This is a genomic window from Mycobacterium sp. (assembly GCF_035623875.1).
In the GTDB taxonomy this organism is placed as follows: Bacteria; Actinomycetota; Actinomycetes; order Mycobacteriales; family Mycobacteriaceae; genus Mycobacterium.
This window is the reverse complement of record NZ_DASPSP010000018.1, coordinates 25,986-43,120: the sequence shown is the minus strand read 5'-3', so window position 1 is coordinate 43,120 and position 17,135 is coordinate 25,986. Positions and strand designations below refer to the sequence as shown.

At 66.2% G+C, this 17,135-nt stretch carries 12 protein-coding genes; 7 read left to right on the top strand and 5 right to left on the bottom strand.

Features of this window, described 5'->3' with window-relative positions:
• Positions 1-246: 246 nt before the first annotated feature.
• The gene (locus VEI45_RS01935; protein WP_324849596.1) at positions 247-1,569 is read right to left on the bottom strand and encodes an acetyl-CoA C-acetyltransferase; all 1,323 of its coding nucleotides are present in this window, start codon (positions 1,567-1,569) and stop codon (positions 247-249) included.
• Positions 1,570-1,696: 127 nt separating this feature from the next.
• On the opposite strand from VEI45_RS01935, the gene VEI45_RS01930 reads away from it, so the two are divergent.
• Together VEI45_RS01930 and VEI45_RS01925 are read left to right on the top strand one after the other, a co-directional pair.
• The gene (locus VEI45_RS01930; protein WP_324849644.1) at positions 1,697-3,061 is read left to right on the top strand and encodes a 3-oxoacyl-ACP reductase; all 1,365 of its coding nucleotides are present in this window, start codon (positions 1,697-1,699) and stop codon (positions 3,059-3,061) included.
• Between the two features lie 15 nt (positions 3,062-3,076).
• Entirely contained in the window at positions 3,077-3,919 is an 843-nt protein-coding gene (locus VEI45_RS01925; protein WP_324849594.1) for a MaoC/PaaZ C-terminal domain-containing protein, read from the top strand.
• On the opposite strand, the gene VEI45_RS01920 is transcribed toward VEI45_RS01925, so the two are convergent.
• The 3 genes from VEI45_RS01920 to VEI45_RS01910 all read right to left on the bottom strand — a co-directional run bounded on the left by VEI45_RS01920 (position 3,905) and on the right by VEI45_RS01910 (position 7,027).
• Positions 3,905-5,143 carry a chloride channel protein gene (locus tag VEI45_RS01920; RefSeq protein WP_324849592.1) on the bottom strand — a complete coding sequence of 413 codons (1,239 nt, stop codon included), beginning with the start codon at positions 5,141-5,143 and terminating at the stop codon, positions 3,905-3,907. The two genes, VEI45_RS01925 and VEI45_RS01920, sit on opposite strands and share 15 nt — an antisense overlap.
• A 23-nt stretch (positions 5,144-5,166) precedes the next feature.
• Positions 5,167-5,796 carry a TetR/AcrR family transcriptional regulator gene (locus VEI45_RS01915; RefSeq protein ID WP_324849590.1) on the bottom strand — a complete coding sequence of 210 codons (630 nt, stop codon included), beginning with the start codon at positions 5,794-5,796 and terminating at the stop codon, positions 5,167-5,169.
• Positions 5,797-5,872: 76 nt separating this feature from the next.
• Positions 5,873-7,027, bottom strand: a complete 1,155-nt coding sequence (locus VEI45_RS01910) for a glycoside hydrolase family 3 N-terminal domain-containing protein (RefSeq protein WP_324849588.1) — start codon at positions 7,025-7,027, stop codon at positions 5,873-5,875.
• 136 nt (positions 7,028-7,163) lie between these two features.
• Here VEI45_RS01910 and VEI45_RS01905 point away from each other — a divergent pair, with 136 nt between their 5' ends.
• The 5 genes from VEI45_RS01905 (at position 7,164) to VEI45_RS01885 (ending at position 15,465) form a co-directional block, all read left to right on the top strand.
• Entirely contained in the window at positions 7,164-7,337 is a 174-nt protein-coding gene (locus tag VEI45_RS01905; RefSeq protein ID WP_324849586.1) for a DUF2613 domain-containing protein, read from the top strand.
• A gap of 34 nt (positions 7,338-7,371) precedes the next feature.
• On the top strand, positions 7,372-11,604 hold the full coding sequence (locus tag VEI45_RS01900) for an alpha-(1->3)-arabinofuranosyltransferase (RefSeq protein ID WP_324849584.1): 4,233 nt from the start codon (positions 7,372-7,374) through the stop codon (positions 11,602-11,604).
• 57 nt (positions 11,605-11,661) lie between these two features.
• Entirely contained in the window at positions 11,662-13,305 is a 1,644-nt protein-coding gene (locus VEI45_RS01895; protein WP_324849582.1) for an alpha/beta hydrolase, read from the top strand.
• Positions 13,306-13,457: 152 nt separating this feature from the next.
• Positions 13,458-13,949 (top strand): hypothetical protein, encoded by a 492-nt coding sequence (locus tag VEI45_RS01890; RefSeq protein WP_324849580.1) that lies wholly within the window; start codon positions 13,458-13,460, stop codon positions 13,947-13,949.
• A gap of 76 nt (positions 13,950-14,025) precedes the next feature.
• Positions 14,026-15,465, top strand: a complete 1,440-nt coding sequence (locus VEI45_RS01885; RefSeq protein ID WP_324849578.1) for a lipase maturation factor family protein — start codon at positions 14,026-14,028, stop codon at positions 15,463-15,465.
• A gap of 10 nt (positions 15,466-15,475) precedes the next feature.
• Here VEI45_RS01885 and VEI45_RS01880 read toward each other — a convergent pair whose 3' ends face one another.
• Positions 15,476-17,122, bottom strand: a complete 1,647-nt coding sequence (locus VEI45_RS01880) for an acetolactate synthase large subunit (RefSeq protein WP_324849576.1) — start codon at positions 17,120-17,122, stop codon at positions 15,476-15,478.
• Positions 17,123-17,135: the final 13 nt, after the last annotated feature.

Genomic DNA, 17,135 nt, shown 5'->3' with positions numbered 1-17,135 from the left:
ACTGAATAGCAAAATCCCCCGTTCTCGTCGAAGACGGGGGATTTTGCCTTGAGGCTAGGGAAGGGGCCGCCGCGGGATCCCCTCATTCCGTCGGCGGCCCCCCTCGGCCGACGCCTGTGAACAGGCCTACGGCCGATTCAAGGACGCCCCGCGCTGCCATCGGGTCGGGGGTCTGACGACAACACGGAGCTATCCGATGGTGGGGTACCCGGAAGGCGCCGACGCTAAACAGCGCGATGACGCCGGTCAGGCCTCCAGGATGGCGGCGACGCCTTGGCCACCGGCGGCGCAAATGGAGATCAGCCCGCGCACCGGCTTGCCTACCGCCCCCGTCTGCTTGGCCCTGGCTTTTGCGGCCTCGGTAAGTTGCTTCGCCAGCTGCGCCAGGATGCGCCCGCCGGTGGCGGCAAACGGGTGACCGGCGGCCAGCGAGGACCCGTTGACGTTGAGCTTGGACCGGTCGATGGGCCCCAGCGCGGCGTCTAAGCCCAGCCGCTCCTTGCAGTACTCCTCGGACTCCCAGGCCTGCAAGTGCGCCAGCACCACCGAGGCGAACGCCTCGTGGATTTCATAGAAGTCGAAGTCCTGCAGGCTGAGTCCGTTGCGCGCCAGCAGTCGTGGCACCGCGTACGTCGGCGCCATCAACAGGCCATCGGCGCCGGTGACGTAATCCACCGATGCCGTCTCGGCGTCGACGAAGTAGGCCAGCGGCGTCAGCGAGTGCTCGGCGGCCCAGTCTTCGCTTGCCAGTAACGCCACCGAAGCGCCGTCAGTCAGCGGTGTCGAGTTGCCGGCCGTCATGGTGGCGTCGCCGGACTTCACCCCGAATACCGGCTTGAGATTGGCCAACTTGTCCAGAGACGCGTCAGGCCGCAGGTTGTCGTCGCGGTACAAGCCCAAGAACGGAGTGACCAGGTCGTCGAAGAAGCCGCGGTCGTAAGCGGCCGCCATGTTGCGGTGGCTGGCGACGGCCAACTCATCCTGGTCGACCCGCTTGATGCCCATCTGCTTGGCGGTGATGGCCTGGTGCTCGCCCATCGACAGTCCGGTGCGTGGCTCGCTGTTCACCGGAATCTCCACCCCGAGACTGGCCGGAAGCTTGCCGACCAGCTTCAGCCGCTCGACGTTCGACTTTGACCGGCGTAGTCCCAGCAGGGTGCGACGCAGGTTGTCGCCCAAGCCAATCGGCGCATCCGAGGTGGTGTCCACCCCGCCGGCGACGGCGACCTCGTAGCGGCCGGAGGCGATGCCGTCGGCCGCGGCGATCGCCGCCTGCAACCCGGTGCCACAGGCCTGCTGCAGGTCGAACGCCGGCGTGTAGGACGACAGCGCTGAGCCGAGCACGCATTCGCGCATGAGGTTGAAGTCACGGCTGTGCTTGAGCACCGCGCCACCGATCACCGCGCCCAAACGCTCGCCGGCAAGACCGAACCGGTCGACCAGCCCACCCAGGGTGGCAGTGAACATGTCCTGGTTGGACGCCTCGGCGTAGGCGCGGTCCGAGCGCGCGAACGGGATTCGATTGCCACCGAGCACCGCGACGCGGCGCATGGAACTTTCAGAAGTCACGGTTATCTCCGTCGGTTGGGGTTATCCACGGCTGGGGGTCATACTACCTACTGTTCTTACTCTGGAGTAAGTTCGCTCTTCGATACGGTAGTCGACAGATAACACGCGCGATATGGAAGGCAACTCAGTGGCCCCGAAGGTTTCACCCGATCTATTGTCCCAAGTCGTCAACTCCGGGCCCGGCTCGTTCCTTGCCAAGCAACTCGGCGTTCCGCGGCCCGAGAAACTGCGGCGTTATCGGGCCGGTGATCCGCCGCTGGCCGGATCCCTGCTGATCGGCGGTGAGGGCCGGGTTGTCGAGCCGCTGCGAGCAGCGCTGGACAAGGATTACGACGTGGTGGGCGCCAATCTCGGCGGTCGGTGGGCCGATTCGTTCGGTGGGCTGGTTTTCGACGCCACCGGTATCACTACGCCGGCCCGGTTGAAGGGGCTGCATGAGTTCTTCACTCCGCTGCTGCGCAACGTCGGGCCCTCCGGCCGCATCGTCGTCGTCGGAACCACCCCGGACCAAGCCGGGAGCACCGACGAGCGGATCGCGCAGCGGGCGCTGGAGGGCTTCACCCGCTCGCTGGGCAAGGAACTGCTCCGGGGCGCCACCGTCGCGCTGGTCTACCTGTCGCCCGACGCCAAACCAGCCGCTACCGGCGCAGAATCGACCCTGCGCTTCATCCTGTCGGCCAAATCGGCCTACGTGGACGGGCAGGTGTTCTACGTCGGCGCGGCCGACTCCACTCCGCCGGCCGACTGGGACCGGCCGCTGGACGGCAAGGTGGGCATCGTGACCGGTGCCGCACGGGGTATCGGCGCAACGATCGCAGACGTATTCGCCCGTGACGGGGCCCGAGTCATCGCGGTCGACGTGGAGGCGGCCGCCGAGGCCCTCGCCGACACCGCCGCCCGCATCGGCGGGACGGCGCTGACTCTCGACGTCACCGCAGGCGATGCCGTCGACCGGATCACCGAACATCTGCGTGAGCATTACAACGGCCGGGCCGACATTCTGGTGAACAACGCCGGCATCACTCGCGACAAGCTGTTGGCTAACATGGACGATGCCCGCTGGAACGCCGTTCTTGCAGTCAACCTGCTTGCGCCGCAACGACTTACCGAAGGATTGGTCGGCAACGGCACCATCGGGGACGGTGGTCGGGTAATCGGGCTGTCGTCAATGGCCGGCATCGCGGGCAACCGCGGGCAGACCAACTACGCCACCACCAAGGCGGGCATGATCGGGTTGACCCAGGCGCTGGCACCGGAGCTCGCCGACAAGGGCATCACGATCAACGCCGTCGCGCCGGGCTTCATCGAAACTCAGATGACCGCGGCTATCCCGCTGGCCACCCGCGAGGTGGGCCGCCGGATGAACTCGCTGTTTCAAGGCGGGCAACCGGTGGACGTCGCCGAGACCATTGCCTACTTCGCCAGCCCTGCATCAAACGCTGTGACGGGCAACGTTATTCGGGTCTGCGGCCAGGCTATGCTGGGCGCCTAGCTGAGAGGGATCGCAGTGACGCAACCAAGCGGCTTGAAAAACCTGCTGCGCGCGGCGGCTGGCGCGTTGCCGTTTGTGCCACGCAGTGACCACCTGCCCAGCAGGACGCTGACAGTCAACGACGTGCCCATCGACCGGGGTAACGTGGCCGACTACGCTGCGGTCACCGGACTCCGCTACGGCGACACCGTGCCCTTGACCTATCCGTTCGCGTTGACCTTCCCGACCATGATGTCGCTGGTAACCGGATTCGACTTCCCCTTCCCCGCAATGGGATCCGTCCATACCGAAAACCACATCACCCGATACCGGCCGATCAAGGTGACCGATGCTGTCAATATCGCCGTACACGCCGAAAACTTGCGTGAACACCGCAAGGGCCTGCTGGTCGACCTGGTGACCGATGTCAGCGTCGGCAACGACGTGGCGTGGCACCAGGTGACGACCTTCCTGCATCAGCAACGCACCAGCTTGTCCGACGAACCCAAGCCACCGCCGCAGAAGCAGCCCAAGCTGCCCGCGCCAAAAGCAATCCTACGGATAACGCCGGGCCAGATTCGCCGCTACGCCGCGATCGGCGGTGATCACAACCCGATCCACACCAATCCCATCGGGGCCAAGTTGTTCGGCTTTCCCACCGTCATCGCGCACGGAATGTTCAGCGCCGCAGCAGTATTGGCGAATCTGGAGGCTGGACTCCCCGACGCTGTGACATATTCGGTGCGGTTCGGCAAACCGATGGTGCTGCCCGCCAGGGTGGGACTCTACGTCGATCAGGTCCAGGACGGCTGGGATATCAGCTTGCGCAACATCGCCAAGGGATACCCGCATCTGACCGGGACGCTACGGGCGCACTAGCCGCGACCCGCGCTCAGAGAGCGACTGGAGTCCGTACGCGCCGCTGGCGGCAATTAGGAAAACCAGGAACAACCAAAGCGGCGGCCGGGCGAGTTCCCAGACGAAGATCGCGGCCCACACCGGTGTGCGTTGAGTGACTGCGAGCACGCCGGCGGCACCAGCCAAAGAGATTGCCTGAACATGAAAGTGGGTTCCTGCCGCCGCGTTGATGATCAGCACGAACAGCGTCCCGGCCGCCGCGCCGGTGGCCAGCGCCGGGGTCAGCATCCCGCCCGTCGCGCCGGCGCGCAGAAACACCGCCGTCAGAAGGGGTTTCAGAACAAGAACTGCCGTCGCCGTCGTCAGGGTCATCCCGCCGGCGATGGTCGCGGTCAGGATCGATTTGCCGTTGCCGGGCAGTTCGGGCCACCAGTGCGAGCAGACACCGATCAGCAATCCCGCGCCGGCGATCGCCGGGATCAGCAACCAGGATCGCGTCAGCGCGGCCCGATCTGCCGCTGCCACGAGGCGATTGAACGCAAGTCCCACCACGAGGGTCAGCGGGGCCAATAGCAGTGCATAGACGATCAGCAGGTAAGACAGGTGCGGGTGGGGCCAGTTCAGGATCGGCTGATTGTGTGTGACCAACGAAGCGACGGCGACGGCCAGGCTCGAGGTGATCAACGCGGCACCCACCGCTCGGGGATGCCAGGTTTTCAACATGATGCGCAGCGCGAACAACGCACCACCGAGGGGCACGGCGTACACCGCGCCGAGGCCGGCGCCGGCCGCACAGCCCAGCAGGATCTCACGGTCCTGTGGCGACAGCCGTTTCAGCCACCGCATACCGAAATCGCCTAAGGCCGCAGCGAACTGGCGGGGGGCACCTTCCCGACCCAACGATGCACCTGAACCGACCAGTAGTACCTGCAGCGCCGCGTCAACACCGAAGGGCAGCAGGCGTATTCGCTCACGCCGGGCGATGGCGTCCGATAGTGGCGGGATCTCGGTTCTGGATCGCAGCAGCCACCAGCCCACCCCCGCCAGCGCCCCGCCAACCATCGGCCCCAGAGCCCGACGGACCGGACTGCTTCCGGTGACCCCCTGCAGCAGCGATCCGAAAGTGTAGTGATAGGTGAGATGCTCAACGAAACGCAACACCAATGTTGTCGACAATCCGGCAACCCCGGCGAGCAGCCCGACGATCACAACCCCGCACAGGAAGTCGACGTTGCGGCGGCTCACGGCGTGGGTCGGCGTATCCGCGGCTAACCGGACCCGGCGGCGGCTTCGGCCGCGTCTCGATCGGACGGCACGCCTTTGAGGCCGCGCCAGAACAAGTTGATCATCAGTTCCGCCGCCTCGTCGACGTCGGTGTCACCGGTACTGAGCCGGGTGGCGATGGCCTCGCCGGCGCCCACCAACGCCACCGCCACCATCTCGAAGTCGGTATCGGGTTCGGGATTGCGGGTACCGGTTTCCAGCAGCCGGGCGACCAGCGCGATGATGCGCTCGCGGCCCTCGCGCACGGTGTGGGCGAATGCCTGCGAGCTAGTGGCCTGGGTATACATGACGATCCACGACGCGCGGTTGGCGTCGATGTAACGCATGAACGACAGGATGGCGTTGCGCAACAGGTCCTTTGGGCTCTGCTCGAGATCGATGTCGTCACGCACACCGTCGATGAATCGCGCCAACTCGCGGTCCAGGCAAGCGCCGAACAGTTCTTCCTTAGAGCCGTAATACAGGTACAGCATCGGCTTGGAGATCTCGGCCTTGGCCGCGATCGCGTCCATCGACGTCTCGTGGTAGCCGTTGACGGAGAACATCTGCACAGCGGCATCCAGCATCTGCTGTTCGCGCACAGCACGGGGTAGCCGCTTGGTACCACCTGCCATGCTTTCCCCTTCTAGCCACGGCACCATCGAGATTGCCTGACTTCAGGGTAAGCAATGCATATGCGGGCCGCCGCGTTTACGGCCCGCAGTCCGGCTTCGGGCCCTTGACCTTCGCCACCCGCAGTACCGAGGCATCGACCGCAGACATCGTCAACTCCCCTGCGGCCAACGCCTTCTCCATGCGATCCAGCACAGCGGGCACCTCGTCGGTGGTAACCCACAGCGCGATGTCGGTGCCGGCCTGCAGGGTACGCAAGACCGCTTCAGGCACGCTGTAGTGCTGGTTGATCGCGGCCATACTGGATAGGTCGTCGCTGAACACCGGGCCGTCGAAGGCCGGGCCTTTGTACCCGGTGCCGGTGCGTAACAACTGCACAGCGGCCTTGCTGAGGCTGGCCGGTTGGTCACCCGTCAGGCCGGGTACCTGCAGGTGGCCCACCATGACGCCGACCGGCGCGGCGGACACCAGCGACCGGTATGGCACCAAATCGTCGTTCTGCAACTGGTCCAGCGGCGGCGTGGTGACCCCACCGGTGTGCGAGTCGCCGGACCCGTGCCCGTGGCCGGGAAAATGCTTGAGCACCGGCAGCAGCCCCGCGTCACGCAGACCTCGCGCATATGCGCCGGCGTACGCGGTGACCACGGCGGGATCCGAGCTGAACGACCGGTCGCCGATCACGGTGTTGTCGGGAGCGTTGGTGACATCGACCACCGGAGCGAAATCGATGGTGATGCCCAGGCCACGCATCCGGTGGCCCCGATCCAGCGCGATGCCGTAAACCTCGTCGGCGGTGTGAGTCTGGGCCAGCACGCGGGGCGACGGCGCCGGCCCGATCAGCGACGACAGCCGCGCTACCCGGCCGCCCTCCTCGTCGACGCTGATCGCCACCGGCAGCGCTGTGCTTGCGGCGAGGTTCTTCACCGAGCCGTTTGTCAGCATCGACAGGTCGGTCCAGCTGCCGATAAAGATGCCGCCGACGTGGTGGTCCGCCACGACGGCTTTGGCGTCGTCGCCGTCGCGCACTCCGACCATCAGCAGCTGGGCCAGCTTGTCGCGGGTGGACATTGCCGCCACCATCGCTGCCGGATCCCCGCACGCAGGTCGGGCTGGGGGGATCGGCTGGGCCGCGGACGTGGCCGGTGCCGACTTAGGTCGTTCGGAGCTGTGGCCGCACCCCACCACCAGAGCCATAACCGCGGCAAGCACAGCGAAAACACGCGGGAAAGCCATGCGCCCATGCTGTCACGGGGTCGATTCGCCGCGCCCGCACCCCACCTTGTCCGCGCCGACCGGCTGCGACCTTGTCTTCTGCGTCTTCTGCTAGGTTTGGCCCCTAAGCACGCCCGCACTTCCTAGGAGCTGCCCGATGAACCGCTTCGTTGCGCCCGCCGCCGCCAGCGTCGTGGTCGGTCTGTTGCTGGGCGCAGCCGCGATCTTCGGGATCACGTTGATGATCCAGCAGGACACCAAGCCACCGCTTCCCGGCGGCGACCCGCAGTCGTCGGTGCTCAACCGGGTCGAGTACGGCAACCGCAGTTAGCCGCGCGGCGACTACGGTCGCCGGCGCGAAGGCCATGTCTGCCGTAGCGCCACTGTCGCGACGCTGGTTGTGGTTGGTCGCGACGGTCGCGCTGATGTTGAGCTTCGCTGCGTCGCCCGGGCAGATCTCCCCCGACACCAAGCTCGACCTCACCGCCAACCCGCTGCGTTTCCTGGCCCGGGCGACCAATTTGTGGAACAGCGAACTGCCCTTCGGGCAAGCCCAGAACCAGGCCTACGGCTACTTGTTTCCGCACGGGGCGTTCTTCCTGGCCGGTCACCTGTTGGGACTACCCGGCTGGGTGACCCAGCGGCTGTGGTGGGCACTGCTGCTGACCGTCGGCTTCTGGGGGTTGCTGCGGGTCGCTGAGGCGCTGCGTATCGGCAGCCCGACATCGCGGGTGGTCGCGGCGGCGGCGTTCGCGCTTTCGCCTCGGGTATTGACCACCTTGGGGTCGATCTCGTCGGAAACCTTGCCGATCATGCTCGCGCCGTGGGTGCTGCTGCCCACCATTGTGGCGCTGCGCGGCGACGCCGAGCGGTCGCTGCGCCGGCTCGCCGGGCAGGCCGGGGTGGCCGTGGCGCTGATGGGAGCGGTCAACGCGATCGCGACGTTGGCCGGCTGCCTGCCCGCCGTGATCTGGTGGGCCTGCCACCGACCCAACCGCCGGTGGTGGCGTTACACCGGGTGGTGGTTGCTGGCCCTGGCATTGGCGATGACGTGGTGGCTGGCGGCGCTGATCTTGATGGCCCGGATCAGCCCGCCGTTTCTGGACTTCATCGAGTCGTCCGGCGTGACCACGCAATGGTCGTCGCTGGTCGAAGTGCTGCGCGGCACCGACAGCTGGACCCCGTTCGTGGCGCCCGACGCGACCGCGGGTGCCCCTTTGGTCACCGGATCGGTCGCTATCCTGGCCACCTGCCTGGTGGCGGCGGCCGGGTTGGCCGGTTTGAGCATGCGGGATTCGCCGGCGCGCGGTCGGCTGGTGACGATGCTGCTCGTCGGGGTGGTACTGCTGGCCGCCGGCTACAGCGGCGGGCTCGGCTCGCCGCTGGCGCATCACGCGCAGGCTTTCCTGGACGCCGGCGGAGCGCCGCTGCGCAACGTGCACAAGCTGGAGTCGGTGATCCGGATCCCGATAGTCCTGGGCCTGGCTCAGGTGCTGGGCCGGATCCCGCTACCGGGGACCGCGCCGAAAGCGGACTGGATCCACGCGTTTGCTCATCCTGAGCGCGACAAGCGGGTCGCGGCCGCGATCGTGATCTTGACCGCCCTGTTGGCCGCCACTTCGCTGGCGTGGACCGGTCGGATCGCCCCGCCCGGCACGTTCAGCGCGATACCCCGGTATTGGCATGAGACCGCGGACTGGCTCTCCGAACACAACACCGGTTCACCGACTGGCGGCCGAGTGCTGGTGGTTCCCGGCGCGCCGTTTGCCACCCAGCAGTGGGGGACCAGCCACGACGAACCGCTACAGGTTCTCGGCGACAGCCCGTGGGGTGTGCGCGACTCGATCCCCTTGACCCCGCCGCAAACCATCCGAGCGCTGGATTCGGTGCAACGCCTCTTCGCCGCCGGCAGACCTTCCGGGGGCTTGGCTGATACGCTTGCCCGCCAAGGTATTTCGTATCTCGTCGTGCGCAATGACCTGGACCCCGACACGTCGCGTTCGGCGCGCCCGATTCTCGTGCACCGGGCGATCGCGGGGTCGCCGCGCCTGGCGAAAATCGCCCAGTTTGGCGCGCCGGTCGGGCCCGGCCCGGTGTCGGGGTTCGTCACCGACAGCGGATTGCGACCCCGATACCCCGCCGTGGAGATCTACCGCGTCGCCACAGACGCCACCGCCAACGGCGAACACGGCGCCCCCTACCTGACCGACACCGACCGACTGGCCCGCGTCGACGGCGGGCCGGAAGTGCTGTTGCGCCTCGACGAACGCCGTCGCCTGGCGGGTCAGCCTCCGCTGGGTCCGGTGCTGATGACCGCCGACGCCCGACGCGCCGGTCTGCCGGTGCCCGCTGGGGCAGGGGTCACCGTCACCGATACCCCGCTGGCCCGGGAAACCGATTACGGCCGGGTTGATGACCACTCGTCGGCGATCCGGGCGGTCGGCGACGCCCGACGCACCTTCAACCGGGTGCCCGACTACCCGACCCCGGGGGCCGACACCGTGTACGGCGCCTGGACCGGCGGCCGGCTCGCGGTGTCCAGTTCGTCGTCGGACGCCACTGCGCTGCCCGACGTCGCCCCGGCGACCTCGCCCGCCGCCGCGATTGACGGCGACTCGGCGACCGCGTGGGTGTCCAACGCGCTGCAGTCCGCCGTCGGTCAATGGCTTCAGGTGGACTTCGACCGTCCGGTGACCAACAGCGTCATCACGATCACACCGAGCGCGACCGCCGTCGGCGCCCAGGTCCGCAGGATCGAGGTGGCCACCGCCACCGGCACCACGACGCTGAGGTTCGACGAGGCGGGCAAACCGGTTACCGCGGCACTGCCGTACGGCGAAACCCCGTGGGTGCGGATCACCGCGGTCGGCACCGACGACGGTTCGGCCGGGGTGCAGTTTGCGATCACCGACTTGGCGATCACCCAGTACGACGCGTCCGGGTTTGCGCACCCGGTCGAACTGCGGCACACCGTGCTGGTTCCCGGTCCCCCGCCGACTGAGGCCGTCGCGCGGTGGGACCTCGGCTCGGAATTGCTCGGCAGGCCGGGCTGCGCTGAGGGGCCAGGGGGCCCGGCGACCATGCAGTGTGCGGCCTCGATGGCGCTGACACCGGAAACACCGGCGACGTTCAGCCGGACACTGACTGTGCCCCAACCGGTTTCGGTGCTACCAACGGTGTGGGTGCGTGCGCGGCCGGGACCCAAACTGGCCGATCTGATTGCCGAACCGGACACCACCCGGGCCCGCGGTGACTCCGATCTGGTTGACGTCCTCGCCTCCGCTTATGCCGCCACCGATGGTGACCCGGCCACCGCGTGGACAGCACCACAACGGGTGGTGCAGCACAAGACGCCCCCGACGCTGACCCTCACCCTGCCTCAGCCGACCGAGGTGACCGGGCTACGGCTGGTTCCCGCCCGGTCGTCAGTGCCCGCACACCCGACCATGGCCGCCATCGACCTCGGGGACGGTCCGCAGGTCCGCCGATTGAACGGCCCACAAAGCCTGCAGCTGCAACCCCGAGTCACCGATACTGTCACGGTCAGCCTGCTGGACTGGGATGACGTTATCGACCGCACCGCGCTGGGCTTCGATCAGCTGAAACCGCCGGGACTGGCCGAGATCGCGGTGCTCGGCGCCGACGGCAAACCGGTTGCCCCCGCCGATGCCGCGCGCAACCGGGCTCGCGAGGTCAGCGTCGACTGCGCTCACGGGCCGGTAATCGCCATCGCCGGCCGGTTTGTGCACACCGCGATCCAGACCACGGTCGGTGCGCTGCTGGACGGCGCGCCGGTGACCGCCCGAGCATGCGACCGTCAGCCGATCGAGTTGCCGACCGGTCAGCAGGAGCTATTGATAAGTCCCGGGCCACAATTCATCGTCGACGGCGCGCAGTTGTCCGGGCCGCTGGCAGCTGAATCGCCCACTGCCACAGCCACATCCGCGATGTCCGCTCCCACTGGGGCATGGGGTCCGGCCCGCCGCGAGGTCCGCATACCGCAGGCGGCGGTGTCGCGGGTGTTGGTCGTTCCGGAGAGCATCAACCCTGGTTGGGTCGCACACACCAGAGCCGGGACTCGGCTCACACCGGTTGCCGTCAACGGCTGGCAGCAGGGCTGGGTGGTGCCGGCGGGAACCTCGGGCACCGTCACGCTCACCTTTGCGCCCAACTCGCTTTATCGCGCCGGCCTGGCCGGCGGGCTGGCGCTGCTGCCGCTGTTGGCACTGATGGCGTGGTGGCCGCAGCGACGTCCGCCCCGCGATGGCCCGGCGGCGCGCCCGTGGGCACCTGGACCGTGGGCGGCTGTCGCTGTGCTGACGGCCGGGGCGGTGATCGCCGGAGTGGTAGGCGTTCTGGTGTTCGGCGCCGCGCTCGGCCTGCAATGGGCTTTGCCTAACCGTCTCCGACGGCGGGACGTGATCACCGTGGGGTGCAGCGCCGGCGGACTGATTCTGGCCGGCGCGGCACTGTCCCGGCATCCGTGGCGATCGGTCGACGGCTACGCCGGGCATTCCGCCGGCCTGCAACTGTTGGCGCTGATTTCACTTGCGGCGCTGGTGGCCTCGGCGACGTCGTGGCACAAATCCGTCCGATAAGCAACTCGGACAACCGGTGACTTGTGGCCAATCTTCAATGCTGTTACGGCATAACTTGTGACGCTGCCGGTGGTCGATATTGATCGATGGAGCGCCGAGGCGGTGCGCGAGGTGTTCCACGCGGCCGGGGCGCGCGGGCAGGCCACCTTGGAAGCGTCGCGTCAGCTGAGCTCGTTGGCGGTGTTCGACACCTGGGAGGGCGCAACTGCCGAGGCCAGATGGCACACCAATGCCGCGATCCGCGAAGACCTCGACGCGCACGGTAACGAGTCACTGGCGGTCGCCCGCGCGGCCGGCAAAGCCGCCGACGGCATCGAGCACGTGCAGTCCGAATTGCGCTCGCTGCGGCACGATGCCGCCGAGCTGCACATGACGATCGATCCGCTGACCGACAAGGTGGTGCCGAGTGCGACGTTCAACGGTCCGCCGTCAGCAGCCCTCATCGCCGAAATGCAGCTGCAGCCATGGCTAGACGCGATTCTGGCCGAGGCCAACGCCGTCGACGCGGAGCTGGCGACAGCGATCGATATGGCCGACGGAGACGTGCCCATTCCGACGGAACCGCATGACAATCGGCCACACATCCAGGACGCGCTGTCCGAGCCGCTGCCCGATGACCCGAAGAAGTTCAACGAGTTGTGGAATCAGCTCACCCCGGAGGAAAAGGACTGGCTATACGGTCAAAACCACAACGTCGGCAACCACGCCGGAATGCCGTGGGACCCAACGGATCACCTGGGGAAGGACCACTACAACCGGCTGCACCTACACGAGCTCGAGGGGCAGACCGAAGCCGCCGTCGACCGGATGCAGCACAGCATTGACGAGATGGCGGCCGGCCACAACGTCGACGACGGCGCGCTGTATGCGTTGCAATCACAGCTGGCGGCGGCCCGACGCAAATTGGCGGGCTATCAGGCGGTACGAGCCGACTTGAACCGCGCGGATGGGGTGGATCGCTACTTGGGCTACCTCGATGACACGGGCCATGGCGCCGTGGCTATCGGGAACCCGGACTTCGCCAAACGCAATGGCATTTTCGTTCCCGGCACCGGTCAGGACCTGGCCCGTCTGTCGTTCAGCGACGCAAGAGCAGTGGCGATGTACAACACGGCGCGTGCCGCAGACAAGACTCTTGGCCCCAAGGATGTGTCGATTACGACGTGGATGGGTTATGACCGTCCAATGAACTTGAGCCGCGCGGCCTTCCCTGATCCCGCTCGCGCGGGCGCCGACGGGTTGGACGCATTCGAGAGCGGGCTGCGCGCCTCACATGTCGGGCCACCGTCGATCGACACCGTAATCGGCCACAGCTACGGCTCGACACTGGTCGGCGCGGCCGCTTCAGGTGGGCATCACCTCGATGCTGACAACGTCATCGCGGTTGGCAGCCCCGGAATGTTGGTGGACCGCGTCGACGGGCTCAGCCTGGAGCCGGGCGCCGATGTGTATGCGATGCGGGCGGCTGACGACATCATCGGCATCAGCGGCGTGGTCGCCGAATGGACACTGGGACCCGATCCGACAGCACCGAAGTTCGGCGCCCGTGGCTTGGCGGCCGGCCCGATACCCACCGGCCCGGTGGGACTGCCGAGCGTCGACGCCCACAGCAGCTACTGGGATCAACACAACATCGCGCTGGCCAACATGGGCGCCGTCATCGCCGGGGTTGCGCCTCCGCAGATCGTCGGGCCGAGCTGAGCGAGGACCAGATGAATGCCACCACCTCCCAAGCCCTAGCGCGAACTGTTTTGACCGGCACCATCCTGGTCATCGCGCTCGTCGCTTGCGGCCAACGCAACCCGCCGGGACCTCCGACACCGTCGGGAGCAACGACCATTGGAGAACTTCCCATGGCATCTGGCCCGCCACCGCCGCCGGGTTGGAAGGTGCAACCCGTCGTCCCAACCAGCCAGCAACAAGCCCAAGACACCGTGATCGGGTATCTGAAGAAGACCCTCCAAGCCTTACCGACGGGAACGGTCTTCGATCGCTCCCGCTACGCGGGCTCGGGAAATACACCGTGCAATGACGAGCCGACCGGTGTCCCGCCGAACGAATTCTCCGACATCCGTGACGCGGTCTTTCCTCCCGAAACCGATCTGGACGCGATGATCGCCAAGGCCGGTGATATCTGGCAGGGCTGGGGCTGGTACGTGCGTGAACGCGACGGGTTCCGGAAACCGAACCGATTCGGTTATGCGCCGGATGGGTACAGTCTCCAAATCGTCGCGGCTAACCACAACGGATATCCACCGACGATTACCGGCGTGTCCCCGTGCTTTCCAGGTGAGCTTGTCCGAAACGACATCGAAGTTCCGGTGATCCTCAAAGCCGACTCCTGAAGCGCGGTTTTCACCCGGGCCGGCTGTGCACGCGGGAGGATGAGTACCGACGTCCACCGTCCGAGGAGTTACGGACATGGGATGGTTTAGCGCACCCGAGTATTGGTTGGGCCGGCTGATACTGGAGCGTGGCATCGCGGTCGTTTATGTCTTCGCGTTCGTTGCGGCCGCGCGACAGTTTCGGGCGCTGATCGGGGAACACGGGCTGCTGCCGGTGCCGCGCTATCTGGCCCGACAATCCTTCCGCCAAACGCCGAGCATCTTCCACGTCCACTATTCCGATCGGTTCTTTGCGGCTGTCGCCTGGTTGGGTGCGCTGCTATCGGCAGCTATGGCGTTGGGCTTGGCCGGCGCATTGCCGCTGTGGGCTGCGGTATTGGTGTGGCTGCTGCTTTGGTTGCTTTACCTGTCGATCGTCAATGTCGGCCAGACGTGGTACTCGTTCGGCTGGGAGTCGCTACTGCTCGAGACCGGTTTCCTGGCGATCTTCCTCGGCAATGACCGGGTCGCGCCGCCGCTGCTGGCCATGTGGCTGGCGCGCTTGCTGCTATTCCGGCTCGAGTTCGGTGCGGGACTGATCAAGCTCCGCGGTGACTCGTGCTGGCGCGATCTGACCTGCCTTTACTACCACCACGAAACTCAACCGATGCCAGGGCCGCTGAGCTGGTTCTTCCATCACCTACCCAAGCCCCTGCATCGGGTAGAAGTCGTTGGGAACCATTTCGCGCAGCTGATTGTCCCGTTTGGATTGTTCGCCCCGCAGCCGGTGGCCAGCATCGCCGGAGCGATCGTCGTCATCACCCAGCTGTGGCTGGTGATCTCGGGTAACTTCGCCTGGTTGAACTGGTTGACGATTCTCCTGGGCTGCAGCGTGATCGACGCGTCATCGGCGGCGGCAGTGCTGCCCATTCCCAAACAGCCGGCGCTGGTCGCAGCTCCACCGTGGTTCGCCGGCCTGGTGATCGGGTTCACGGTGCTGACCGTGATGCTGACCTGGTATCCGGTGCGCAACATGATCTCCCGGCGGCAGCGGATGAACATGTCGTTCAACGCGTACCACCTGATCAACACGTATGGCGCGTTCGGCACCATAGGCCGAACCCGCCGGGAGGTAGTGATCGAAGGCACCGACGAGCCGGAGGTCACCAATCAGACGGTGTGGAAGGAATACGAGTTCAAAGGCAAGCCCGGGGCGGTGCGCCGCGTGCCGGCGCAATGGGCGCCGTATCACCTGCGACTGGACTGGCTGATGTGGTTTGCCGCCATCTCGCCGCACTACGCCTACCCCTGGCTTCGACCATTTGTGTTGCGGCTCTTGCAGAATGATGTGGCGACGCTGCGCTTGCTCCGCCACAATCCCTTCCCGGGGTCCCCGCCACGATACGTACGCGCTCAGCTCTACCGATACCGCTTCACCACTGCGGCCGAATTGCGACATGATCACGCGTGGTGGCATCGCACGCTGGAAGGCAACTACCTGCGGCCCACTTCACTGGCGAAAGCGGCGACCGATTAATGTCGGCCGACTAAAGCGTCTCGTCGAGCTCACCGAGCCGGTCGGTCAACCGCAGATTTTCGGAGTAATCGACGGGACAGCAGATCAGCGAAACGCCATCATCGTGGAGCGCAGCCTTCAACGTGGGCAACAGTTCCTCGGCGCTGTTTATTCGATAACCCTTGGCGCCGAAGCTCTCTGCATAGGCAACGATGTCGGGGTTGCCGAACTTAACATAGTAGTGGTCACCCAGTTCGAGGTCCATTTTCCACTCGATGAGTCCGTAACCGCCATCCTCCCAAATCAATACAACGAGTGGTATCCGCTCCCGGACGGCGGTTTCGATCTCCTGGGAGTTCATCAAGAACGCGCCGTCCCCGACCACGGCCAGCACCTTCGACTTTGGCATCGCCAACTTGACACCAAGGGCTCCGGGCAGCGCAAAACTCATGGTGGACAAGCCATTTGATATCAAGCAGGTGTTGTGTTCGTAGGTAGGGTAGAGCCGGGCCATCCACATCTTGGTGGCACCCGTGTCGACCAGGACGATGTCGCGGCGGTCCAGTGCGGCGCGGGTGTCGGCGACTACCCGGGCAGGAGCCAGCGGGTATCGCGAATCCTGTTGCCCCCGAGCAATTTCCTCGTCGAGCAGACCGGAGCCGGGTATCTCTGGATCGGCGTCGAAGGTATGCCCGGCGAGCGCCTCGGTGACCGCGTCGAGTGAGGCACTGATATCGCCGATGATCCCGACGTCGACGGAATAGTGCATGTCGACCTCGGCCGGAAAGCGATGGATGTGGATGATCTTCTTGTCGGCCTTGGGGTTGATTCGGACCGGATCGAATTCCTGCAACTCGTAGCCAACGGCGACGACGACGTCGGCGTTGTCGAACCCGAAGTTGACGTAGTCGTGGCGCATGAACCCGATGGTCCCGATGCTGTTCGGGTGGTCGTCGGGCATGACGCCCTTACCGTGGAAGGTGTTAGCCACCGGGAGGCCGAATTCCTCGGAGAACCGCACTAGGGCCGCGGTCGCGTCGGCACGGGCCGCGCCGTGCCCGGCCAGCACCACCGGCCGCTTGGCCTCGCGCAGAATGTCGACCGCGCGTGCCACTTGGCGGGCGGCCGGCGCTTCGGCGCGGACGACGTTGCGCGGCAACGGCGTCAAGTCGTAATCGGCGGCATCTGCATCTATGTGTTCCGGGACGGCGAGGTAGACCGCGGCGGGGCGTTCGGCCTCAGCGAGCTTGAACGCTTTGCGGAACATCTCCGGTATGGCGTGCGCGGTCGGGACCCCGGCGGCCCAACGGGTGATCGGGGCGAACATCGAAACAAGGTCGACGTACTGGTGCGACTCTTTGAACTGGCGATCCTGACCCACCTGCGCGGAGATGGCAACCATCGGTGTGCTGTTGGTGGTGGCGTCGGCGACGCCGAGCTGCATGTTGATCGCGCCGGGGCCCAAGGTGGCCGATACCACCGCCGCGCGGCCGGTGACGCGTCCATACATCTCCGCCATAAACGAAGCCGCTTGCTCATGGCGGGTGAGCACATAACGGATGTTCGAGAAGGCCAACGCCTGCACGAAGCGGATGTTCTCCTCGCCGGGTAGCCCGAAGACCACGGAAACACCCTCGTTCTCCAGGCACTTGACCATCAGCTGAGCAGCTTTACTCATCCGGCACCTCCCT